Genomic DNA, 21453 nt, shown 5'->3' on the forward strand with positions numbered 1-21453 from the left:
TCGGCGGTGCTCCGTCACCGCTGCGCGGGCGGAGCTCGCGCCCCCGGAACGGGGATGCCGGGGAGTGTGAGGGGGTCGCCCCTCACGGGCCGGCCCGGAGGCCGGCCCTCGCCCGCTCAGCTCGCCGCGGCCGTCTCCGCGACAGCCTCGCGGGCCGCGCCGAGTTCCGCGGCGGTGCGGTGTCCTTGCACGTCGGCGTAGGCGACGGAGTAGGGGCGCGTCCCGGCGTTCCAGTCCAGCGCGACGGTCACGGTCTTGGGGTTTCCGCGGGTCACGACGCTCCACCCGTGCTTGTGCTTGATCGCGTCGCCCTTGGCGATCGTCTCGCGGCTGTAGATCGTGACCTGTCCGGCGGCGGCCTGCGCCTCGCGGACCTCCGACCAGTAGTCGCGCTGATCTTCGAGCTGCGCGCGCTCGGCGTGCAGCCGGTCGAGTCGGTCGCCGGTGGCGGGGGCGGTCGTCTCGATGTAGCCGCCGCCGAAGTTGTGCGAGCTGCCCTCGATCTTCCGCGTGTAGCCGCGAATGTCGGTATCGAGCCGGTCGATCCGGCGGGCAACCATTCCCGGCGCGTAGCGGGATTCGGTGGTGTGGGCGGCGACGTCGGCGCGGGCGCGGGCGCGGGTGGCCTCGCGGTCGGCCTCGACGCTGCGACCCATCGCGTTGTGGGCCTTCACGATCGCGTTACGGTGCCGCGTCTCGGAGTGGTGGCCGATCTTGATCGGCTCGCCACCCTCCGGGAGCCGATCGAACGCGCGGCGCGCGGCCGCGTCGGCGGTGTCGGCATCCGCTGCTCGCCGGTCGGCCTTCGCGTCGAGCGCGTCGACGCGGGCCGCCTGACGCTCGATGGTCGCCGCCTCCGCCTCGGCAGTCGGGCGGAACGTCTCTTCGGCCTCGATGGTGACCTCGTGTCCGGCGTCGCGCAGGGCGGTCGCGGCGCGGTTGATGGTCCACCACTTCGGCAGGCGGTCCCGGGACTGCGGGACGTACCAGGCGCCGATGGAGCGACCCCAGCGCCAGCCGGACGCCTTCAGGATCTCGGCGGTGCCGTCCCCGCGGCTGGTGCCCTCGATGAGGGTTCCGGCCTCGGGGGTGTGGGTGATGGTGAGCATGCTCTGTCTCCTTCTCGTCTCGGGGGTTCAGTCGTTGTCGCGGTAGTCGGCGGGCGTCTCGCTGCGGTCGTGCAGCGCGTACGCGGCCGGGTACAGGTCGAGCGCTCGCGCGACGTCGACCGGAACGACGACGTAGGCGCCGGAAGCCATGTAGCCGATCCGGCCCTCCCCCACGGGCTCGACGGGCTCGAAGTGCTGCAGCGTCACCCCGGCGACCGCTCCGCTGCGGGTGACCAGGTGCACGGCAGGGGTCTGCTCGGTCACCGGGTCGCGGCCACCGGCGCCGACGATGACCACCTGACGGGCGGTCCGGCTGATGCCCTCCGTCCCGGGTCCGTGGTACTCGCTCTTGATGACCTCGGTACGGGTGCCGCGCTGCTGAGTCATGGTGTGTCTCCCTCTGGCTGATCGTTTTTCTTTGCCTCTCCGGCGGGAAGAACCGTTTGAGTGGAGGCGGCGCAGTGACGCCGCTATCGGGCGAAATAAGCCCGCAGGGCGCGTCCGATAGCGGTGGCACGTAGCCGGTGGAGCGAAATAGGTTGAGACCGCGGAGAGGTGAAGAAAACGGGGAAACGGGCCGCGTAGCGGCCTCCTACCGGCGGTGCTCCGTCACCGCTGCGCGAGTGCAGCTCGCGCTCCCCGGAACGGGGAATGTCGGGGAGTGTGAGGGGGTCGCCCCTCACGGGCCGGCCCGAAGGCCGGCCCGCCGCCTCTCAGCTCTCGTCGTCGCTCTCGTCGTCGTCGGCGTCGAGGATCGCGGCGATGCGGTGCGCGGTGGTGAGTACCCGCGCGGCCGTCTCGCGGATCGTGTCGGCCTTGCAGTCGCTCCACGTCGCGACGTAGCCGACGCTGTAGGCACTGGTGTCGAATCCGACGAGCCCGGCGACGACGAACGCGACGGACTCGGCTTCCGTCTCCATCAGCCCTCGGTGCTGCGCGTACTCCTCCAGGTCATCGACGTGACCCATCAGCACGTGCGCGGCCTCGTGGATCAGGGTCTTTGCGGCCTGCTCCGGCGACAGGCTGGAATCCACGACGACCGTGCGCTCCTCGGGGGCGGCGTAGCCGTTCGTTCCCTGCGGCAGCGGGCGGCGCTTGACCGTCCACCCCTCGGCCTCGAGAGCGGCCGTCAGCGGCGCGATGACGCCGTGATCGTGCTCCCCGGTGAGCAACTGCGCGATGTCGCGGGGATCCTCGGCGCCCTCCATCAGGTCGGTCTGCTCGATCGCGAACACGGACACGAGCGGGTAGTACGTCTGGACCTTCTGCCCCGTCTCGTCGGTGCTGGTCGTGGTGCCCTCCTCGGCCTCCTCGTCGGCGGCGATCTTCCGCTGAGCGAAGCCGAAAATCTTGATCGCCTTCTCGCCCTTGCGCACCTGGCGGCCCTTCGCCTGCCACGCGCGGAACCCGGCGACGGCGGAGGCGTCGGGGCGCTGAGCGAGGATCAACAGCAGGTTGCCCAGGCTGTAGCGGTGGAACGAGGACGCGAACGAGAGGAACCGGCGCCACTGGTCGGAGTCGCGCAGCGCCTCGACCTGCTCGGCGATGCTCTCGTGCAGCGCGGCGGCCTGCTCGCGGCGCTCCTCCGGCGTGGTCCGCGGTGCGCGCTTCTTGGCGGCGGTCTTGCGGGCGGTGGTCGTGCTGGTCATGGCGATTCTCCCTGTGCGAGGATCGACGCGACGAGTCCCGTGGTTCTAGATCAACTACGGGGCTTTCGTCTTGTCTGATCGTTTTTTTGTGCCTCTCCGGCGGGAAGAACCGTTTGAGTGGAGGCGTCGCAGTGACGCCTATTCCGGGCGAGATAAGGGAGCCTGCGACCGCGCCCGGAATAGGTTGCACGGAGACGACGGAGCGAAATAGGTTTGTACCGCGGAGAGGAACAAAAAACCTCGAAGCAGTGCCGCGCAGCGGCTCCCGGTCGCCGCAGGCGATGTGCGCGAAGCGCACCCCGCGCCTCGAGCGGAACACCGGGGAGGGTGAGGGGCCGGCCCCTCACGGGACGGCACCGCCGGCCCTCCCCCGCCGAGAGCTGAGAGCCGCTGTCGGCGCCGGATGGGACGATGGAGGCATGTGGGAGCTGGCACACCGGACGCGCGCGGAATCGGCATCAACGGTGGTGCGCAGTAGCGCGGCGACGAGCGCCGCGGCGATCGTGGAAGTGCGCGCAGCGATCCCGGAGGATCACGTCATCCTCTACGTGCTCCGCGTCAAGAACTGAGCGGGCGCTCTACTCCGCGGCGCTGCGGCGGGGTGCGCGTTGGGTGGTTGTGGTGACGACGGCGGTCGCGCGGGTGAGGTTGGGGCCGATGGCGTCGGCTTCGAGGACGCGGCCGGTGCGGCGGTTCTCTCCTTCGCCCCAGGCGACGGTGCGCTCGTAGCCGACGACGATCACGGCGTCTCCCTTGTGGAGGGAGGCGAGGACGTGCTCGCCGAGTTCGAACTTCGCTTCCACGTAGTGCGTGGTCGGGGCGTCGTGCGGGGTCCACTCCCCCGCGCGGTATTCGCCGGTGTTCTCGATGACGCGCAGCTTCACGATCTGGACGCGGCCCGCCTGCACGGCCTCGGGGTCGGCGGCGAGGTTGCCGGTGATCGTCCTGGTGCTCATCTGTCGTCTCCTGCTCGTTCGGTTCGTGGGTCGTCCCGTCGACGTCGACGGGGATGCGCTTGGGGTGTTCTGCTCTGGTGCTTCGGTCTCGATACCCCAGGACGTGAGAGCGTCGCGTCGGGTGACCTCGACGGACGGCTCGGACAGCGCCCTGCGCTGTTCGAGCTCGGCGCGCGTCACGGCGTAGGCCGGGAGACGCCGCTCGTCGCCGTAGGCGAGGCGGTAGTACCGATCGGCCTCGTTCTCCGCCCAGTCGACCTCGCCCTGCCGGTCCGCGCGCCCGGCGAGATACCCTGCCCGGTACTCGTCGCTCTCGACGTTCGGGCCGGTCACGCTGCGTGCTTCTCGATGAGGTCCGGGCGGAAGCCCGACCAGTGGTCCTCGTCGCTCGCGACGACCACCGGGGCGGCGGAGTAGCCCAGCTCCTCCGTGACGTAGGCGAGCGCTGCGGGGTTCGTCGTGACGTCGACAGTCGTGTACTCGATGCCCTTCGCGTCGAGGGCTCGGTAGGTCGCGGTGCACTGCACGCACGAGGGCTTCGAGTAGACGGTCAGAGCCATGAGGAATCTTCCAGATAGAACTCCATGTGCGCTTCGAACTCCTCGCGCTTCTCCTCGGCGCAGTGCGCGTGGATCCACCACCCGGCCGCGTCGCGGTCACCGGCCTTGTCGAGCATCTGCGCGATCACGTTGACCTTCTCGCAGGAGAGAGTGGGCGAGACGGTCATCGCCACGCGGAAATTCGCGAGGGCCGCGGTGTAGGTAGCGCCCGCGGTGAGGAACGCGGTCACCGCCTCGTCGTAGGCGGCCGCAGCCGCGAGATAGATTGTCACGGCGTCGGCCTTCGGCTGCTCGGTCATCGCTTCGCTCCTTCCGGGGTGTGCGCGTCGCCCTCGTCGTCGTCGGTCGCGTGCTCCGCGATCCACAGGTCGGCGGCCTCGTCTCGTCCGAATGCTCGCAGGAGTCCGGCCAACGCGTCGACCTCGCAGCAGCTCATCCGGACGGCCAGATCGTCGGCGGTGTCCCCGTGGGAGAACACGGACACGAACTCGGCCACCGCCTCCGGGAGGGTCGGTGTCTGCGGTTCGGTGGTGGCGGTGTCGGTCATGGTGAAGTCCTCTCGTCGTCGGGTCCCGGGCGGTGGTCCTGCCCTGCCCCTCCCCCTCGTTTTTTTGCCGTGATTCTCAATCAGATTTGTCAAGCCAGCGGGGGTGGTCTGGCCGGATCGTTCTTCCTTCTCTCCCAGCGTTTTTTTGCCTGGAAGGCACGTAGTGCCGAGCAGGGTCGGAGGTGGGAGCGCAACCCGGAGGGCGGCGGAGGAGAGGTTGTCGGCGCGATGGGAGGGAGCGCAGCGACCGCGTGCCGAGAACCTCGGAGGAGCCGGCCGCGCAGCGGCTTGCGTGGACGCCGGAGGCCCGTACGCTGCCGAAGGCTTCCAGGCAAAAATTCGCGCAGCGCACGACACCGCGCCGGCCTGAGGTCGGCGTCCGCTTGTTCGCGATCTGATGCGCGGAATTGCGGCCGCTCGAAACGGTCCCGACGCTGGACGTCCTAGCGACCGCTCTGCAAGGCAGAGTACAGTTGCTCTACACCACAGAGTGATCGGAGCATCATGTCGCTGACTCGCACGCCCTTAGAAGAACGGGTCCGAGACGCGCGGCACGTGTCATCACTTCCGCTGATCGTCTCCGGCGTCGGAGTGGTAACAGCCGGACTGCTGCCCCTGGCCGGTTCGACGCTGTTCACCGTCGGCTTCCTGATTCCTGCCTTCACGAGCATCGCTCTCTGGATCGTGCTGAGGGCTACTGCTGCTCACGCAGGTGTGGGAATGGGGCGCGAGCGCATGGGGCCGATCGCGGCCGTCATCGCCGCAATCTCGATCTTGACGTTTCTGCCCACGATGTTCGCCGGTCCGGCCTTTCTTGTTGAGTTCGTCGGTCCGGCGTTTCTTGTCGGGGTGCTCCTGTTCGCGATCGGTTGGCGACTCGAAAATCGCAGCCAGTGGCTTGCTGGCCTCGGGGTGGCAGTAGTTTCCCCCTTCCTCTTCAACAGCTTCTTGCAGGACGCTGCCCCCGAGAGCGGGTTGATCCTGGGTGCTTCCTACGGTTCCACGCCTTTGTCAATCGATGGCGTCGTTCTCACGATCGCCGGCATCACCCTCGTCGTTCTGGGTATTACTGCTTTCCGGCAGGAGACGGGACGTGCCCGTGGCACCAGGCGCTGAGGAGTCGACCGACGACGAGTTCGCGTCCTTGGACGATGCCGTCCACCAACGAACGCGTCTTGCGATTTTGACCATCCTTCACGAGGCCGGCGAAGCCGACTTCCGGTTCCTGCGCACCACCCTCGACCTCACCGACGGCAACCTTGGACGACACCTCGAAGTCCTACTCAGGGCCGGTCACATCACCACACGACGGGGCTACGACGGCCGCCGAGCCAAGAACTGGGTCGCTCTCACTCCTCAGGGCACCGCCGCCCTCAGCATCGAAGTCGAAGCACTGCGCGCGATTGTCGCGCGCGTCGATCGCGCGCAGAATCCCTGACCAGGATTACCCCGCAGCGAGGTGGTTCACCACGAGTGACGGTTGCCGATGCCCTCCCACGGATTCCCGCCAGCACCGAGACCACGAGCCGCCGACCCATCTGCGATCGTCCCTGACGCGAACGCGGCGGGCTCTGCGCCTGTGGGGTGATAGCTGGTCTGGTCGCGGAAAATTGCCCAGATGACGTTGATGCGGCGTCGGGCGAGTGCGATCAGTGCCTGCTTGTGCGACTTGCCCTCGCCACGTTTTCGCTCGTAAAACGAGCGAGAGACCGGGCAGTTCCTCGACGCGATGAACGCCGCTTGGAAGCAGGCGTTCAACAGCCGCCGGTCGTAGCGCCGTGGCCGGTGGTGGTTGCCGGAGATCTTCCCGGAGTCGCGCGGCACGGGAGCGAGGCCCGCGAAGCTGGCCAGCCGGTCGGGCGTCTCGAATGCGGCGAGGTCAGTACCGGTTGCGGCGAGGAAGTCCGCGGCGAGCCTGCGCCCGAATCCGGGGAGCGACACGAGCAGATCCGCAGAACTGCTGTCCTGTAGAACGGCGTCGATCTCGGCCTCGAGCTCGGCGAGTTCGTCGCGGATGCGGAGCAGATCGCGGGCGGACCGGCTCACCAGCCGGGCCGCGGCATCCTCCCCCGCGACGACCGAGGTCTGCTCGCGCGCGGCTTCCACCGCCGTCTTAGCGACGGCCGCGGACTTCCAACAGCCCTGCCCCTTCAACCACGACGCCAGACGGCTCTCCCCCGTCCGCCTGATCGCGGACGGCGTCGCGTACCGGGTGAGCAGCACCAGAGGTCCCCTGGTCGTCGCGTAGTTGAACGCTCCCTCGAGTGACGGGAAGTAGTGGACCAGGATGGCGCGTAGCCGATTTACGGCGCGGGTGCGGTCGTGCACCAGGTCCTCGCGCCGGGCTGAGAGCAGGCGCAGCTCCGCGGTGACGTCGTCGGCCTGCCGCATCAGCGTCACGTCTCGTCGGGTCCGGGCCTGGTCGGCGATGATGACCGCGTCCTTCGCGTCCGTCTTTGCCTCGCCTCGGTAGGCGCCCGAGGCGTGATGAACGACCCGGCCCGAGATGTAGAACAGCGGCTGCGCGTGGGAGCTGAGCAGCGTCTGCAGCAGCCCCGTTCCGCCGTGGTTGAGGTCCGTCGCCCACGCGACGTCGGTGCCACCCGGCAAGGAGGCGACGTCGCCCATCAGGGTCAGGATCGCTGACTCTCGGTTCTTGAAGCGCTGCGAGAGCAGCTTGGTTCCGTTGCCGTCGATGACGACGCAGTGGTGTTCGGTCTTGCCGGCGTCGATACCGGCCCAGAGTTGGGGCACGCAGGGTCCTTCCGTTGAGGGGTGCGGTGCGCCGTGAACGACCGTGCCGGCATGTCCTTACGGGGCGATCTGGTCGCGTTTCTCAATGAGCGGTCCTGCCGTTGCGGGGTCCCGGGCGGCCAATCACGGCATGCCATCAGGCGGCTGAAGGCGGTCAGCCATACCCAGGACCCCTGGCGCGTTCCGGAGCCTACAACTGCCCCGCATCCACGGAAATAACGGTAAGGAAGGCGGTTCTCCGCCTTAGCAACCGGAGGGCGCAGTGCAACCAGCTTGTTCAATGGGGGCAGGGATGACGGGTCTGCAGCCCGTGGTCCTCAGATCGTGGATGGTCTCGCTCTAGTGCAACCTGTCGGCTCTTGTGGCCTGGCTTCCTGCGGGCGCGCGGGCCATCCACGATCTCTTGGCGGCGTGGCTCGAGAGAGGCCTGGATGCGTTCTGGAAGCTGGTTTGCCCTCCGCCAAACCCATTGAATGGACTGAGCTGGAGGGCACGACATGTCGACGACGATCATTGGTATCGACCCGCACAAAGAGAGCTGGACAGCGGTAGCTGTCGGCCCTCGCGGTGAACGGATCGGCGCCGTGCGGGCGCCGGTAACGAGCGCCGGCTACCGGCAACTCCGGCGGTTCGCGGCCCGTTTCCCCGAGCCTGTCTGGGCGATTGAGGGCGCCTATGGTCTCGGAGCACCACTGGCGGCGATGCTGACCGAGGACGGAGTCACCGCATGGGACGTCCCCGCGAAACTCGCCGCACGAGTGCGGGTCCTCTCCACCGGCCACAGCCGGAAGACCGACGAGGACGACGCCCTCTCGGTCGCGGTCGCCGCCACGACGTCCAGCAAGCTGCGAACCGTGCAGGTCGACGCGGCCTCCACGGAGCTGAAGCTGCTCACCGAGCATCGCGACGACCTCGTGCGCACCCGTACCCAGACCATCAACCGGCTCCACGCCATCATGACGTTGCTGGTCGTCGGAGGAGCGCCTCGCAGGCTGACCGCAGACATAGCGGCTGCCCTGCTGCGCCGAGTCCGCTCGACCGAGAGCATGACCACAACACGCCGGCTCATCGCGGTCGACCTCGTCGCGGAGATCCGCCGTCTCGACAAGCGGATCTCCACCGCGACTGGACACATCCTCGAGCGGGTCAATGCGACGGAGTCCACCCTCACCGTTGTTCCCGGGATCGGGCAGCTCACCGCGGGGAAGATCCTCGCCCGCACCGGCCCCGTCACCCGATTCGCTACCGAGGCCCACTTCGCCGCTTATGCCGGCGTCGCACCTCGCGAGGTGTCTTCAGGCGACGTCGTGCGGCACCGCCTCTCCCGAAGCGGCGACCGGCAACTGAACTACGCCCTCCACGTGATCGCGCTCACCCAGGTCAGCATGAAAACCAGCCCCGGCCGAGTCTTCTACGAGCGCAAACGCGCCGAGGGCAAGGGCAGCAAGGAAGCGCTCCGCGCCCTGAAACGGCGCCTGGCAACGGTCGTGTTCCGCATCCTCGTCGCCGACCACCTACGCGCAGCGGTGGGTCCGGCGGGACAACCAGGAACGACGCTTCAATCCAGCGCGGCCGGCTCACATCCCAACGCCGACTCTTCGGATAAGTCACTCACCGAACCCACCTCAACAGAGCCTATCCACGTCGCCGCTTGACCAGAGAGGCGCCCGGAGGGCGGCGGTGGAGAGAGTTTCGGCGCGATGTGAGGGAGCGCAGCGACCGCGTGCCGAAAGTCTCGGAGGAGCCGGTGGCGCAGCCACTTGAACGGAGCCCGTAGGTAGCTACGACCGCAGCGAAGCGGAGGGAGCCGCCGAAGGCTTCACGGCAAAGAAACGTGAGCCCAACGGGCGAACATCAGCGGCCGGCACAGCCGGCCGAACCTCTGGGCGGCGCTCCGTCGCTGCTGCGCGAGTGCAGCTCGCGCCCCGGAACGGGATACCGGGGAGCGTGAGGGGTTATCCCTCACGGGGCGGCAACGCCGACCCTCCCCCACCGTCGACCGCGACATGCTGACTTGTAAACATGCCTACAAGTCAGCACGTGCTGTGGGGACTCGAACCTCCGTCACCAGAGTTGCCGAGCCGTGGGTTCGAACAGCGCCGCCGCCACCGCGCAGGTCCCCCGGAAGATAGCGGCGCCGACGCGCAGTAGCTCGTGGGTCATCCGATCCCGCGTCTGCCGGCTGCTCCCAATCACGGGGTCACCGCGGATGGCGAGTGACGGCCTGGGAGGGCCGGACGGCCCGGTATGCATGTAGGGAAGTTGACTTGATTACATGCTTACTTGTCATCAGCTTTGCGTCCCTCGTACTGGGCGAGGAGGAGTTGAAAGGCTTCCGCAGCGAGCACCTGTACGGGGACGCCCTGCTCGGCCGCCAGGATCTTCACCGCTCGGATCGACTCCTGGGGGAGTCGAACGGAGAACACGGCGAGCTGGGTCGGCGGCACGAAGGTGCCTTCGCCCACCTGGGCTCTCTTCGGTCGAGCTGCGCGGCCCGCGGCCGCAAAGCGGTTCTCGCTCACTTGACGATTCCCTTCAACTCCGCGAGCACGTTTCGGTACTGGCCAGGATCGGTGATCGGCAGGCCGTACGCCATCGCGAGAGCCTGCGCCTGCGGGATCTCGCTCGTCAGGACGGGGACGCCGAACGGTTCGAGCGCGTCGCGGATCTGCCCAGCGGCGACCGTGCGCTTGACCACTCGGGTGAGGAGGGTGAAGGCCGGCGCGTCCGTGAGAGCTTGAACCTGCTCGATGAGGTTGACCGTCTCCGCGTACTGGGAGAAGTCGCCGCTGGTGGGTTGGATCGGGATCAGGATCAGGTCAGCGGCTCGAGCTGCTGACGTCGTGATACCCAGATCGCCCGGGGGAGTGTCGATGAGCACGTTCTGGTGGCTGCTGCTCAACCAGGGCTGCTTGTGGATCGTGTTGCGAGGCAGCCCGGTCGCGTCCCAACCGAGGGTGTTGGCCCAGTCGAGCGCGCTGCCCTGCGGGTCGCCGTCGACAATGAGCACGCTCTCCCCGGTTTCGCGAAGCGCTGCTGCGAGATGGATGACGGTCGAGGTCTTGCCCGACCCGCCTTTCAGGTTCACTACCGCTGTAATCATGTTGACAAGACTACCAGTCTGCATGCTGACATGTAAACATGCTGACGTACTGACTTGGGGGATGTGCGGTTACTGGGGCCGTCGCTCGACGGCGGACGCCCAGACCCACAGTCGGCGGCTGGCGTCGCGGTCCTGCCACTCGACCATGACGGCTCGGGCGGTCCAGGCGATGGCGTAACCCTCGACGCGAACGGGGTTGCCGGGGTAGCGGACCCAAGCCCAGACGGGCAGGGGAGTGGCGGCCCAGGTGGGCCGCTGCCGGGTCTTGTCTAGCTCGTCGTCGGTCAGGCCGATGGGGTGGCCGCGGCCGGCCGTCTCTTCGATGCGTCGATCGATCTGGGCGCCGACATGGCGCTCGTAGCGTCGGTTCGTTCCCACGCCGCCAGTAGAACATATGTTCGAACGCGCGTGCGGTCGACGTCATGCGGCGGTCGAGGACCACCAGAGCGAGCCGGGGGCGAGCATGCCGGTGCGTCCCCAGTGCAGCGCCTCGCGGTGATCGCCGCGGCCGGCGGCGTCGCGGGGGTAGAGCGGCCAGACGCGCTCGCCAGCGGTGCTGTCCTCGAACAGGGGTCGGCTCGACACGTGTCGGCGTCGCGGTCGTTGCCTGGGGGAGGAGGACCGGTGAGCGAGCTCGGCTTGCCACCAGGCCCAGACTTCGCGCTCGACGTCGTAGCGGTGCGCTCGATCCGTCAAGACTCCGTCGACACCGATCGCGCGAGCGGCGGCGGTTCGGAGGTCGCGCTTGGCCTGGGTCCAGCCGTTGGTGTGCTTGACGATCAGGCGGTGGGTGCGCAGGCGGGAGAGGGCTGTGGCGGCGGTGCGGGTGGTCACTCCCAGCAGTGTGGCGGCGGCGTCGACGGCGAGGGTTCCTTCTCGGCGCAGCAGCGCGTACGCCTTCCCTGCCAGGTGTCCGAGGCCGGCGCGGGTGAAGAGGTCGTGCCGAGTGTCCGTGAGGTCCGCCTCGAGCGTGGTGAGCAGCATGGTTCGTTCAGTGAAAAGCGGCCCGGGGGGGCGGGGGTTATTAGTGGTTGTGACCGGACCTTGCAGGGAGCCTGTGGAAAAGTGCTCGGACAGTCGCCATTCGCTGGCGTTCGATCCGTCAGCGCGGACGACGAGCTGCACGTAGCCGTCCTCGCGCAGGCTCCGCAGGGCGCTGGCGGCCGTGGTGCGGCCCAGGCCCGCCAGGAGGGCCAGGTCGCGGATGGACGCGGCGACGGTGCGCTTGCCGGTGTGCAGGGTGAGGTAGGCCAGGGCGGTGAGGATCGTCTTCTCCGACGTCGCTCGCTCGGTCCTGCCCCACCGGCCCGGGCTCACCCGGAACCGGTCGAGGAGGCCGCTGACGGCGCCGACGATGCTGCCCAGCTCCGCCAGGTCGCTCATTTCGCGCTCGGGCGGGAGAACGGCGTGCAGCGCCGCGTACTGGCGGGCCTTCTCCCACTGCCGCGCCAGTCGCTCCGCGGCCTCGTCGCGGGCGCGGGGCCGGCGGTGGCCGCGGCCGGTGTTCTTGGTCCGGTAGTGCTCCATCCCGGGCGCGCTTCGGGCGGCGTGCTCGACGTCGGTCAGGGACCAGCCGGCGTGAGCAGCGGAGAGCAGGCACATGAACGCGGTCCACGATGGATTCGCGCCGCCGCCGGCCGTGGCCATGTGGGCGGCGCCGGCAGCGCTCAGCGTCCGGTGCGTGTGGTGTGCGGTGGCGGTGGGTACTGGGGGAGTGGCGTCGACGCGCCGCGGCGGCCGGGACGCTTCCAGCGCGACCGTGACGGCATCGATGGCGGCCGCGGTGACGTTCGTGTCCAGCAGCTCCTCTGCGCGGCCGCGGAGGACCCTCGAGAAGCTGCCGTCGCGGTGCGGGGACAGCGGCGGCCGGGCGGCGCCGGTGCGCGGGTTGCGGAGCATCCCGTGGTCGAGGGTGCGGAAGTTTGCTCGAGCGGCGATCGCCAATCGGGCCACCTGCTCGGCTGGGGCGGCTTCCGCGAGAGCGACCCACAGGTGGCGACCTCCGGTGCCGGAGGACTGGCAGACGACGTGAGCGACCTGGTGCGCGTCGAGGACGGCGGAAAGCGCGTCGCAGTCGTCCGCGGCCTGCTCCATGAGGTCGGCGTCGACGCCGCGGGAGTCCTTGCCGTCGAAGTCGAAGCACAGCAGCCGGAACGCTCCGGCGTCGTCGGTGAGGTAGATCGCCCACGGGGCGGCCGGCGCGACGGGGGAGACGGGGAACGCGGCCGGATAGGCGTTCTCGTCCAGGCGCCCGTAGGCATCCGGGCGCATCGTGCGCACCGCGGCACGGGGGCTCAGTCGGCGCGTCAGTGCCCAGGGCGCCGAGAAGGAGTCAACTTCGGCATTTTGGGCGTGCGCAGACACAGCAATGTGGCTTACGATGAGGTCACTTCTCCTCCCTCGGGGGGGATGGATGAGGCCCGGCCTGAGAAACCGGTCCTGATCAACTGCTTCACACCTGTCGCCCTGGTAAGCCTTTGGTGTGAAGCGAGAGCTTCTAGGCCCGTCGCGTGAGCGGCGGGCCTAATGCGTTAAGTGGTGGTGATCGGCGGCTCCGATCGGGACGCGGTGACCCGCGGGAGCGCGCCGTACTTCGCGAGCAGCTCGCTGTAGAGCATGTCGACGTAGAGCGAGACGGTCACGCCGCTGGCGGCGGCAGCCTCGGAGACGGCATCACGGTTGGTGGGCAGCACGCGGGCGTTGAGTTGCACCGCCGCCGCTCCATCGTTCCGTCGTCTTCTTCCCATGCGGCTCATCATGGTGTGAGTGCTAGCAGTATTCGGGGAGTGGTGCGGCGTGTCGAGTGTCATGGTCGTGGTCGCTGTCCCCTCTGCCTGCATCCAACGTGGGTGAGGCTGCCCGCTGGTCTGCGGCACTCTCGACCTCTGACTAACGTAATCGATACTTCACCGTAGCCGTTAACACCTGTCAGCCGGCCGCGGGGCGAGCGATGCTGGCGATTGCGTTGGAGACGGCCGTCATGTGGCGGGCGCCATCCGAAGCGACCGTGTTGGTTAGGTAGGCCACGACGAGCTGCGTGTCCGGGTCGGCCCAGGCGACGCAGACGTTGGACCCGTTGTGTCCGAACGTTCGCGGGCCGGCTATCGATCCGAGCGGCGGGTAGAGGTTGGGGGTGCGACCGCCGAGCTGGAATCCATGCGCCCAGAGGATCGGCGTGTGGGCGAAGCCGTCGACGTCGGCCTCGGTGGAGCTGGCGATCGTCGCCTGGGACAGGATCTCCGGTGAGACAACCTGCGTGTCATCGCGGCCCCGGCCATCGTTGAGCAGCATTTCGTAGAACCTGGCGACGTCGCGAGCGGTCGTTGAGATTCCGGCGCTCGGGATCACGGCCATGCGGACGGCACGGCTGTTCAAGGCCCCCATGGCGAGAGGTACGGAGCTGCGGATGGAGACGCATCGGGAGAGGTCGTGTTCAGCGACGCCCAGCATGGTGTTGGTGGCGCCGAGCGGAGTGAGCAGCACGTCGTTCATGACGTCGCGGAGAGGACGCCTGGTCACTCGTTGAATCACCTCGCCCAGGATGAAGCCGTAGGTGAACACCTGGTAGGAGGGAACGGTGCCCGGCACCGTCCTGAGGCGAGCGCTCTCGAGGTTACGGATCGAGCTGCGCCAGTCGGTCATCGCCAGGGCGTCCCCGATCAGTCCGCGCGAGGTCGAGAACCCCGCACGATGGTGGAGGACCTGGCGGAGAGTGATCGATCCTTTCCCGTGACGAGCGAACTCCGGCCAGTAGTAAGAGACTGCGGCGTCGATGTCGAGGAGCCCGTCTGCGGCCAACTGGTGCACGAGGATGCTCAGGTAGGGCTTGCTGACTGACCAGGACCAGAAGAGTCCATCGGGTGCGTACCCCTGGGAGTGGTCGAGAAGGACGTCACCGCCCCTGAGGACGACGAGCTGCGCGGACCCTCCTCGCTGACGAACGAGGTTGACCACGGGGGACAGCGACTGATTCACCCACACCCCCGGTTCTCGTGCCCGGAACTGGTCGGGGCCTGCTGAAACTAACAGTGCTCTCTACGAGCGGCTACCGTGGTCAGCATGGCTGCGAGAACAGGTAACGGCGCGTCCGAGTATTCGATGCGCGTTCACGCAGCGATCAAGACCTTGATGGCCAGAGCCGGTCTTTCGAACGTCGACTTCGCGACGCGCACGGGAATGACGCTGACCTACTTCTACGCGCGGATGCGCGGCGACGCGATGTTCGACACGAACGATCTGGAGCGCTTCGCGCAGGTTTTGGGAGTCAAGGTCGCCACCATCTTCACGATGGCGGAGGAGTTCGGCGAGCCCACCGCGGACGTTGACGAGGTGGTCGTGCTCACGAACGGTGTCGAGTTCGCCCGACGACTGAGCGTCCTCCTCCCGGCCGGCACGAGTGCGAGTGATGACGTCGCGGGGATCCCGGCGGCACGGCTGTCCGAGATGCTCGGCGCCACCGCGCGGTTCGGCGTGACTCGGAGCGAGCTCACTCGCCTCACCACTCACTTCCAGGTCCCTGAGGCGTTCTTGACGGAGCTGACGACCTCGGAGGACACCGCAATGATCGAAGCTGACCTCGAGCTGCGCCGAGCGCTCGCATCCAAGGGTGTCGAGCCGCTGGCGGCCCGGTCCCTCGGGGGAAACCTTTCCCCTGCTGCCATCCGCGGCATCGCCGCGTCGATCCGCGAGCTACGCGAATAGTGGCTGTATCTGGGAGGGGGAACTGTGGACGATCCGTGGCTCGTAACTGAGCAGATTCGCCAGACCGCCGAACGCGCCTTCAAGGAAATTTTCACTGAGAATTACCCCGGTGAACTGTCGACCGAAGAAGCCATCATCCGTCGCGCTCAAGAAGTGCTTGGTGCTGATATTGAGGTGTATCAGGGCGGAGACGAGTCGTGGGAGAACTATCTCGCCCTGACTCTTACCGAGACAATCGCCGCGCTGCTTCCTACCAAGTACATGATCCTCATCCGCAGCGACAAGAAAGCCTACTATCGGCTGTTCAATGTGTTCCACGAACTGGCTCACATCCTGTTGGGGCATCCTCCGAGTGAAGTCGAGCTCCCTCACGGTCTTAGCCTCGACAGCATGGGGCTGACGAGCGCAACGAACGCGGTACGTCACGCTAAGCAGTTTGTTTTCGATGGCGACGATTCCTCTCGGACGCATCGGATCCGCGAAGGCGAAGCTGAAGAATTCGCGCGTCTCATGGTGTCGCTCGTCATGTACCCGCGATACCGGTCGGGTGAGAGGAAGTTCGGCTAAGTGAGTCCGATCGAGAGCTTCTTCTTCACCGCCTCCTTCCTCGCCGTCACCGCCTACTTCTTGGGCTGGTTCATCGCCATCCTCGCCCGCCGACGTCCGCCGACGCGCCCATGGGTGGCAGCAGGCTTCGGGTCGGTGGGGCTGCTCGCACTGGGCGGCTTCCCGTGGCTGACGCTCGATGAGGCAGACAGCCTGTTCGGAGGAACGAACGTCTACTACTGCGTGATGCTCGTCGCCGCCTGCACGGCGATGTGGCTTCTCGTGGAGGCCGTGATCGACGTCGGCCGAGTGCGCCTCTGGTCGGTCGTCCTGCTCGTGGCGTGGATCGCGGCGTACGTGGCCGCGTTCATCGCGATCGACCGCCCGGCCACCTCGCCCAAGTTCTCGCATGAAGAAGTCGATCAGCTCCCGATGATTCTGTGCAGCGGGATCTACTTCCTCGGGCTGATGGTGCTGTTCGTGCGACTGATCGTGAAAGTCGCGAGGTTCCCCCGTCGCGCGTACTGGCCGTTCACTGTCGGCGGCGCGCTCATCATCGCCGGAGCCGCGGGCGAACTGGCCGGAATGCTGGTAGCGCGATACGTGCCCGACTCTGCCGCGACGACGAATGTCCTCTATCTCGCCTTCACCCCGGGATTCTTCGGTGGGATCCTGCTCTTCACCGCCGGCCTGTGCAGCTTCCCCGCTCGGCGTACGATTAGGGACGTCGCCGTCGACCTGAGCTCCCGAAAGCTCGTCACGATGCTGGCAGAGCGAGAAATCGCCGCCCCGCCCGTCTCATATGTGAGAGAAGGAACCGCGAGCGAGAAGAAGCTCGTGCGACTGATGACGCTACAGGTGCGCGTCACCGACGCGGTGATGGTCGGCGCAATGAAATTGAGCAACAACGAGAACGGTGTCGTTCGTCGCGCAGAGCGACTGATCGACGGTGAATTGCTAGCAGCAGGTATGGGATGGAACGAATGAACAAGTTGATCGTTGGAGCAGCAGCAGCAGGAGGCGTCGCCGTGGCCGGCGCTATCGGCTCGATCTTCGCCGCTCGCCAGGTCGTGCTTCCCGTCGATCCGCCTCAGATCCCGATCCTGCGCCAGGACGGGAAGACGATGACGCTGGCCGTTGACGGCAAGACCATCGCCCCCGGCATCCTCGGAATCTTCCGCACCGACCGCACGGGTCACGCGACACTCAGCCGCCCGATCCACACCGACCCGGTGACCGGTGCGACCACCCGGCGCATCGAATCGACCTGGGGCGCAAGCTTCGCCGGAGAGAAGGCCGTCATCTGCGAGGGCGACGTCTTCGCCGGACCGGAGGCGGTCGACCCTGACTTCGTGGAGGTCCTGGTCCCCGGGCCTCTAGGTGACTGCCCCGCCTGGCAGTTCGGGCCGGACGAGAACCCGGAGGGCACGTGGGCGATCCACGTGCACGGCATCCGCACCAAGCGGATCCACGCGCTGCGCAGCGTGCCGGCGATGACCGCGCTCGGCTACACGTCCCTCGTCGTCTCCTTCCGCGGCGACGGCGACGGCCCCGCGGTGCCTCACAGCGCGTCCATGCTCGGTCAGCGCGAGTGGGCCGACGTCGCCGCGGCGATCGACTACGCAGCCGCCCACGGCGCGCGGAAGATCGTCCTCATCGGCTGGTCCCTCGGTGGCGGTGTGGCGCTGCTCGCAGCGGAGCGCACGAGCCGCCGGGATCTGCTCTCCGGCCTCGTGCTCGTCGGGCCGGCGCTGAACTGGAAGACGGCGATCGAGCAAGGCGCCGTCGAGATGGGATTGCCTCGTCAGGTCGCGATCCTCGGCCTCGTGGGCCTGCGCAGCAAGCTCGCGAGCCGTCTCGTCGGTCTTCCGGAGCCGGTGGACTTCGACGCGCTGGACTGGGTGCGCGAGCCGCGAGCCGCCGCGCTGGGCTGCCCGATCCTCCTGTTCCACTCGGCCGGCGACACGACCTTGCCGATGGATGTCTCCCAGCGGTTCGCGAAGCTGAATGCGCCGGCCGTGGAAGTGGTCGAGACCGCAGCGACCGCCCACAACACGGAGTACAACGTCGACCCGGAGGTCTTCGACTCGACCATCGCTCGGTGGATTTCCGAGCACCAGTAACGAAACCGCTAGCACTGACATAGTGTTAACGCCATGGAAGCCCTTCCTGGCGTATCGCGAGCGGACCGTGCACTCACTGACGATGGCCGCACCGCTGATCGACGGTGGTCGGCCGTTGTCCACTTCTTCCACCTGGGCAACAGCCACCCCGTCGACTGCGCGTGCCAGCGGTGCGTGGCGACTCGCGAGCCGTCCATGGCCGATGAGGAGCTGGACGCGCGAACAGGGCTGGTGCGGCACTACCCGGTAGTGGAAATCGAGCAAGCCGCCGATGACGCGATCCTGCGGGCGGTGGCCTTGGAGACGTACTGGTTCGGCCGAGACGTCATCGCCGCCGGCTACGGGCTTCGCGCCGCGGAACGGTTCGAGGACGTCGCGGTGACCTCTCCTGACGGGGATCAGTTCGGCGTCGAAGGATGGCTCGCGGGGGATGCCTTCGAGCTCCAGTTCGCGACAGGGCTACGGGCGGTCGCGGACGAAAGCAAACTTCTGGCCCACAGATGCGTGGCGCTTCTTGAGCGCATCCCAGCAGGAACAGGGAACGCCGCGTGCGTCAGATAGCCCGCGGCGGCTCCGCGAGGTCGATCTGGCCCTTCTGATATGCCCGACTGACCTCGTGCAGGCGGTCGATCGCGTCCCAGTCGACCTTGTACGTCACGGTCTTGCGGTGTCGAACACCCGGCGCTGGCCTTCCAACGATCGCGCCAGCCTCCTCCAGGAGGTTGAGGTGACCGAAGAGGGTCACCTTGTTACGGGCCTCGGGAACCGCCTCAAGAATCTCCGACACCGTGGCCCCGTGAAGGCGCGCCGTCTCCTGCGACAGGAAGTGCAGCACGCGATTGCCGATTTCACTGGTCGTGGCACGCATGTGCATCACCTCCCTGGACGGCGGAGGGATCGGAGACGACATGAGTTCCATTGTGGCGCACTGGCCGTTTCCCCTTCACGCACGGGAGCCCGGTCGGCTTGAACCAAGCAAACTCATAAAGCTACCTAAGTTTACGTTACAGGAAACCAAAAAAACCTTATAGTGGTCGTAGCGCGCAACCGGGACGACCGGTTGCGGCACGAGCCGTAGGGGACACACATGAGGACGCCGAGTAAGGCAGCGCTGGTCGTCGCGTTCGCGCTCATCACCACCGGCTGCACCAGCTCGAGCACCGATGCCGCGTCACCCTCCACCGAGTCGGCAGCTCCCGAGACGCGCTCCGCTGAGGCACCGACCTCACCCGAGACGGCGCCGGCCGAGAGCACACCGCCGGCCGCCGCCGAACTCTCCGACGTGGAGCCGCAGCCGGAGCCGACTGTCGAGGGCGACACTGTGGCGATCGCGGTGGCAGCGACTACCGCCTTCTGCCGCCCCGCCCTGGACTACGACACCTGGATCGCTGAGCTGTACCCGTTCCTCAGCCAGCAGGCCGCGGTGGCCTACGAGACCGTCGACCCGGCCAACGTGCCCTGCACGACCCTCACCGGCGCAGCATCGGTCCGGGACGGGGACGGCGCCTTCACGATGCGCATCCTGGTTCCCACGGATGCGGGGGAGTACTCCGTGTACGTCCACCGCACCGTCGAGACCGGTCCATGGGCTGTCGAGCAGATCACCCCCCTGGCGTCGGAGTAGCCCGGTGGCGAAGGGGGGAATGGGGGTTCTCGCGGCGGTCCTGGCACCGCTTCTCGCGATCGCACTGCTGCTGTGGCTGCTGTTCTTCGGCGCCGCTGAGGACGCGGCCGCGGCGTGCCTGCCTGGCGGCGGGCCGGTGAACGTGTCCGCGATCCCCGCGGACGCGAAGGTCGGCGCCTACGGGCACGACCAGCTCGTGAACGCGGCACTCATCGTCAACGCGGGAGCCGCGAAGGGCCTCGGCGCCGATGGGCAGACCCTCGGCGTGCAGACGGCGATCGGGGAGTCCTCCTTGGTGAACATCAACTACGGGGACGGTGCTATCAACCCGGACGGGTCGGTCGCTGACTCGATCGGCCTGTTCCAGCAGCAGTCGAGCTGGGGCACCGTCGAGCAGCGCATGGACCCGACGACCTCGGCCGGCTTCTTCTACGACCGCCTCGTAGCCGTCGAGGGCTGGCAGTCGATGGAGCCCTCCATCGCGATCAACAAGGTCCAGCGCAACGCCGACCCGAACCACTACACGAAGTACCGCGCCGACGCCGTAGCGATCATGACCTACCTCAACAGCCTCGGCAGCAGCACGACCGCACCCACGACGTCGGCGGCGCCGGTGAGTGCCCCGTCGACGCCGATCGGCACTGCGCCCGCCTCCCCGGCGCCGGTCGGTGGATGCGTCGCCGTGTCCGGCGATGCGCAGGCTCTCGCAGCGAACCTCGTCGCGGCGATGGACGCAGGCAACCTGACCCTTCTCGAGGACCGGTACGCGCAGCAGATCCGCGACATGGCCGCGGGCACCCCGAAGGAGAACTGCGCGATCGACGTCCGCATTCTCCAGATCATCACGATCGCCCTGAACACGTTCGGGAAGATCGGCGTCTCCGACCTCAACCGCCAGTGCACGGGCTCGCTCCTGGGCGCCGGCACGGGTTCCTCGCACTGGATGAACGGCGGCGGCAACGCCGTGGACTTCTACAGCTTCGCCGGCACCGCCACGACCGGCTGCGACCCCAACGCCCTCCAGCTCCTTGACGTCCTGGACCCGCAGGTGCCGCAGGGCTCGCGTGCGGGCCAGATCCAGTGCCGGTCGAGCACCTATCAGCACATCACCCAGTTCGGTGACACCCCGAACCACCTGCACTTCGACGTCGCCTACGCCGACGGCCCCCTCACCACCGGATAACCGGACCCTTTCGACGTCGCGACCGCGGCGCCGATCACCCCGCACCACCCAACACAGAAAACGGAGCACACCATGTCTGCACTGCTCGCAGCAACGACCGACATCCTCACCACCGCGGGCGCGCTCGGCGCGGTCGTGCCGGACCCGGGCCCCGGCGGCATGCCCCCCGGATTCGAGGCCTTCACCACAGTCATGGGCTGGGCCAAGTGGGTCGGCCTCGGCGTCGCCGTCGTCGGCCTCATCATCCTCGGCGTCACCATGACCGTCTCCGCCCGCCGCGGCGAGGGCGGCGAAATCGGCGGCTGGCTCGGCCGGCTCCTCGTGGGTGTGATCGTCATCTCCGCCGCGTTCACGATCGTCGGGTTCCTGATGGGCGCGTAGCGTCCCCGGGAAACCGACACCACCAACAGAAAGGCAAGGGACGTCATGAACGACTCCGAACCGCGTAACCCGTTCACCAAGAAGGGCTTCATCGTCGGAGCCGTCATCGTCGGCGCACTCGCCCTCTCGGCCATCGTGCTCGGCGTGACGTCCCTCGGGACCGGGGGAGGCGGCACCACGACCGCCGCCCCCCGGCCCCCCACCCCGCGATCGCCCC

General features: G+C 67.7%; 27 protein-coding genes. 12 read left to right on the top strand and 15 right to left on the bottom strand.

Going from position 1 to position 21453, the window contains the following annotated elements; translation table 11 throughout:
• Window positions 1-116 precede the first annotated feature (116 nt).
• From C5C29_RS16235 to C5C29_RS16245, 3 genes are all read right to left on the bottom strand, one after another.
• Window positions 117-1109, bottom strand: a complete 993-nt coding sequence (locus C5C29_RS16235) for a DUF3560 domain-containing protein (protein WP_104227121.1) — start codon at window positions 1107-1109, stop codon at window positions 117-119.
• A gap of 27 nt (window positions 1110-1136) precedes the next feature.
• Window positions 1137-1496 (bottom strand): hypothetical protein, encoded by a 360-nt coding sequence (locus C5C29_RS16240; RefSeq protein WP_104308584.1) that lies wholly within the window; start codon window positions 1494-1496, stop codon window positions 1137-1139.
• A 326-nt stretch (window positions 1497-1822) separates the two neighbouring features.
• Window positions 1823-2758 (bottom strand): ArdC-like ssDNA-binding domain-containing protein, encoded by a 936-nt coding sequence (locus C5C29_RS16245; protein ID WP_104308585.1) that lies wholly within the window; start codon window positions 2756-2758, stop codon window positions 1823-1825.
• A gap of 419 nt (window positions 2759-3177) precedes the next feature.
• Between C5C29_RS16245 and C5C29_RS17270 the strand changes: the two genes are divergently transcribed.
• Window positions 3178-3327: a hypothetical protein gene (locus C5C29_RS17270; protein WP_181072908.1), complete on the top strand. Its 150-nt coding sequence runs from the start codon at window positions 3178-3180 to the stop codon at window positions 3325-3327.
• A gap of 9 nt (window positions 3328-3336) precedes the next feature.
• On the opposite strand, the gene C5C29_RS16925 is transcribed toward C5C29_RS17270, so the two are convergent.
• From C5C29_RS16925 to C5C29_RS16265, 4 genes are all read right to left on the bottom strand, one after another.
• Window positions 3337-3714 (bottom strand): single-stranded DNA-binding protein, encoded by a 378-nt coding sequence (locus C5C29_RS16925; RefSeq protein ID WP_104224208.1) that lies wholly within the window; start codon window positions 3712-3714, stop codon window positions 3337-3339.
• 329 nt (window positions 3715-4043) lie between these two features.
• A complete protein-coding gene (nrdH, locus tag C5C29_RS16255; protein WP_104224209.1) occupies window positions 4044-4274 on the bottom strand; it encodes a glutaredoxin-like protein NrdH in 231 nt (76 codons plus the stop codon).
• Window positions 4265-4573: a hypothetical protein gene (locus C5C29_RS16260; protein WP_104224210.1), complete on the bottom strand. Its 309-nt coding sequence runs from the start codon at window positions 4571-4573 to the stop codon at window positions 4265-4267. The genes nrdH and C5C29_RS16260 overlap by 10 nt, the downstream gene beginning before the upstream one ends.
• Window positions 4570-4821 carry a hypothetical protein gene (locus C5C29_RS16265; RefSeq protein ID WP_104224211.1) on the bottom strand — a complete coding sequence of 84 codons (252 nt, stop codon included), beginning with the start codon at window positions 4819-4821 and terminating at the stop codon, window positions 4570-4572. The genes C5C29_RS16260 and C5C29_RS16265 overlap by 4 nt, the downstream gene beginning before the upstream one ends.
• Window positions 4822-5325: 504 nt before the next feature.
• On the opposite strand from C5C29_RS16265, the gene C5C29_RS16930 reads away from it, so the two are divergent.
• Together C5C29_RS16930 and C5C29_RS16270 are read left to right on the top strand one after the other, a co-directional pair.
• Window positions 5326-5937, top strand: coding sequence for a hypothetical protein (locus tag C5C29_RS16930; protein ID WP_146078846.1), 612 nt, complete (start codon window positions 5326-5328; stop codon window positions 5935-5937).
• A 28-nt stretch (window positions 5938-5965) separates the two neighbouring features.
• Window positions 5966-6259, top strand: coding sequence for a transcriptional regulator (locus tag C5C29_RS16270; RefSeq protein ID WP_258062327.1), 294 nt, complete (start codon window positions 5966-5968; stop codon window positions 6257-6259).
• A 26-nt stretch (window positions 6260-6285) separates the two neighbouring features.
• Here the strand turns inward: C5C29_RS16270 and C5C29_RS16275 are convergent, their stop codons facing one another.
• Window positions 6286-7575 carry an IS110 family transposase gene (locus C5C29_RS16275; protein ID WP_258059506.1) on the bottom strand — a complete coding sequence of 430 codons (1290 nt, stop codon included), beginning with the start codon at window positions 7573-7575 and terminating at the stop codon, window positions 6286-6288.
• Window positions 7576-8072: 497 nt separating this feature from the next.
• Here C5C29_RS16275 and C5C29_RS16280 point away from each other — a divergent pair, with 497 nt between their 5' ends.
• A complete protein-coding gene (locus tag C5C29_RS16280) occupies window positions 8073-9230 on the top strand; it encodes an IS110 family transposase (protein ID WP_104308586.1) in 1158 nt (385 codons plus the stop codon).
• Window positions 9231-9854: 624 nt separating this feature from the next.
• On the opposite strand, the gene C5C29_RS16285 is transcribed toward C5C29_RS16280, so the two are convergent.
• From C5C29_RS16285 to C5C29_RS16310, 6 genes are all read right to left on the bottom strand, one after another.
• Window positions 9855-10097, bottom strand: coding sequence for a ribbon-helix-helix domain-containing protein (locus C5C29_RS16285; RefSeq protein ID WP_146078847.1), 243 nt, complete (start codon window positions 10095-10097; stop codon window positions 9855-9857).
• Entirely contained in the window at window positions 10094-10678 is a 585-nt protein-coding gene (locus C5C29_RS16290; protein ID WP_181072910.1) for an AAA family ATPase, read from the bottom strand. The genes C5C29_RS16285 and C5C29_RS16290 overlap by 4 nt, the downstream gene beginning before the upstream one ends.
• Before the next feature lie 69 nt (window positions 10679-10747).
• A complete protein-coding gene (locus C5C29_RS16295) occupies window positions 10748-11056 on the bottom strand; it encodes a hypothetical protein (protein WP_104227116.1) in 309 nt (102 codons plus the stop codon).
• A gap of 42 nt (window positions 11057-11098) precedes the next feature.
• On the bottom strand, window positions 11099-12949 hold the full coding sequence (locus C5C29_RS16300; RefSeq protein WP_374953999.1) for a hypothetical protein: 1851 nt from the start codon (window positions 12947-12949) through the stop codon (window positions 11099-11101).
• Window positions 12950-13209: 260 nt separating this feature from the next.
• Complete coding sequence (locus tag C5C29_RS16305; RefSeq protein ID WP_104224217.1) at window positions 13210-13389, bottom strand: hypothetical protein; 180 nt, start codon at window positions 13387-13389, stop codon at window positions 13210-13212.
• A gap of 217 nt (window positions 13390-13606) precedes the next feature.
• Window positions 13607-14653, bottom strand: a complete 1047-nt coding sequence (locus C5C29_RS16310) for a serine hydrolase (protein ID WP_181072912.1) — start codon at window positions 14651-14653, stop codon at window positions 13607-13609.
• An 84-nt stretch (window positions 14654-14737) separates the two neighbouring features.
• On the opposite strand from C5C29_RS16310, the gene C5C29_RS16315 reads away from it, so the two are divergent.
• The 5 genes from C5C29_RS16315 to C5C29_RS16335 all read left to right on the top strand — a co-directional run bounded on the left by C5C29_RS16315 (window position 14738) and on the right by C5C29_RS16335 (window position 18609).
• Complete coding sequence (locus C5C29_RS16315) at window positions 14738-15379, top strand: helix-turn-helix domain-containing protein (protein WP_146078848.1); 642 nt, start codon at window positions 14738-14740, stop codon at window positions 15377-15379.
• Between the two features lie 24 nt (window positions 15380-15403).
• The gene (locus C5C29_RS16320) at window positions 15404-15946 is read left to right on the top strand and encodes an ImmA/IrrE family metallo-endopeptidase (RefSeq protein ID WP_104224220.1); all 543 of its coding nucleotides are present in this window, start codon (window positions 15404-15406) and stop codon (window positions 15944-15946) included.
• Window positions 15947-16912: a hypothetical protein gene (locus C5C29_RS16325; protein ID WP_104227113.1), complete on the top strand. Its 966-nt coding sequence runs from the start codon at window positions 15947-15949 to the stop codon at window positions 16910-16912. It begins immediately after the preceding gene.
• Window positions 16909-18048 (top strand): S9 family peptidase, encoded by a 1140-nt coding sequence (locus C5C29_RS16330; protein ID WP_181072913.1) that lies wholly within the window; start codon window positions 16909-16911, stop codon window positions 18046-18048. Before C5C29_RS16325 ends, C5C29_RS16330 begins: the two co-directional genes overlap by 4 nt.
• Window positions 18049-18243: 195 nt before the next feature.
• Window positions 18244-18609 carry a hypothetical protein gene (locus C5C29_RS16335; RefSeq protein WP_104227112.1) on the top strand — a complete coding sequence of 122 codons (366 nt, stop codon included), beginning with the start codon at window positions 18244-18246 and terminating at the stop codon, window positions 18607-18609.
• Here the strand turns inward: C5C29_RS16335 and C5C29_RS16340 are convergent.
• The gene (locus C5C29_RS16340) at window positions 18602-18916 is read right to left on the bottom strand and encodes a hypothetical protein (RefSeq protein ID WP_146078849.1); all 315 of its coding nucleotides are present in this window, start codon (window positions 18914-18916) and stop codon (window positions 18602-18604) included. The genes C5C29_RS16335 and C5C29_RS16340 overlap by 8 nt on opposite strands.
• Window positions 18917-19135: 219 nt before the next feature.
• Here C5C29_RS16340 and C5C29_RS16345 point away from each other — a divergent pair, with 219 nt between their 5' ends.
• The 3 genes from C5C29_RS16345 to C5C29_RS16355 all read left to right on the top strand — a co-directional run bounded on the left by C5C29_RS16345 (window position 19136) and on the right by C5C29_RS16355 (window position 21236).
• Window positions 19136-19672: a hypothetical protein gene (locus tag C5C29_RS16345; RefSeq protein WP_104227110.1), complete on the top strand. Its 537-nt coding sequence runs from the start codon at window positions 19136-19138 to the stop codon at window positions 19670-19672.
• Window positions 19673-19691: 19 nt separating this feature from the next.
• Complete coding sequence (locus C5C29_RS16350) at window positions 19692-20855, top strand: hypothetical protein (protein ID WP_104227109.1); 1164 nt, start codon at window positions 19692-19694, stop codon at window positions 20853-20855.
• 72 nt (window positions 20856-20927) lie between these two features.
• A complete protein-coding gene (locus C5C29_RS16355; protein WP_104224227.1) occupies window positions 20928-21236 on the top strand; it encodes a hypothetical protein in 309 nt (102 codons plus the stop codon).
• Window positions 21237-21453: the final 217 nt, after the last annotated feature.

The sequence above is a fragment of the Rathayibacter sp. AY1H2 genome (genome assembly GCF_002931985.1).
In the GTDB taxonomy this organism is placed as follows: Bacteria; Actinomycetota; Actinomycetes; order Actinomycetales; family Microbacteriaceae; genus Rathayibacter.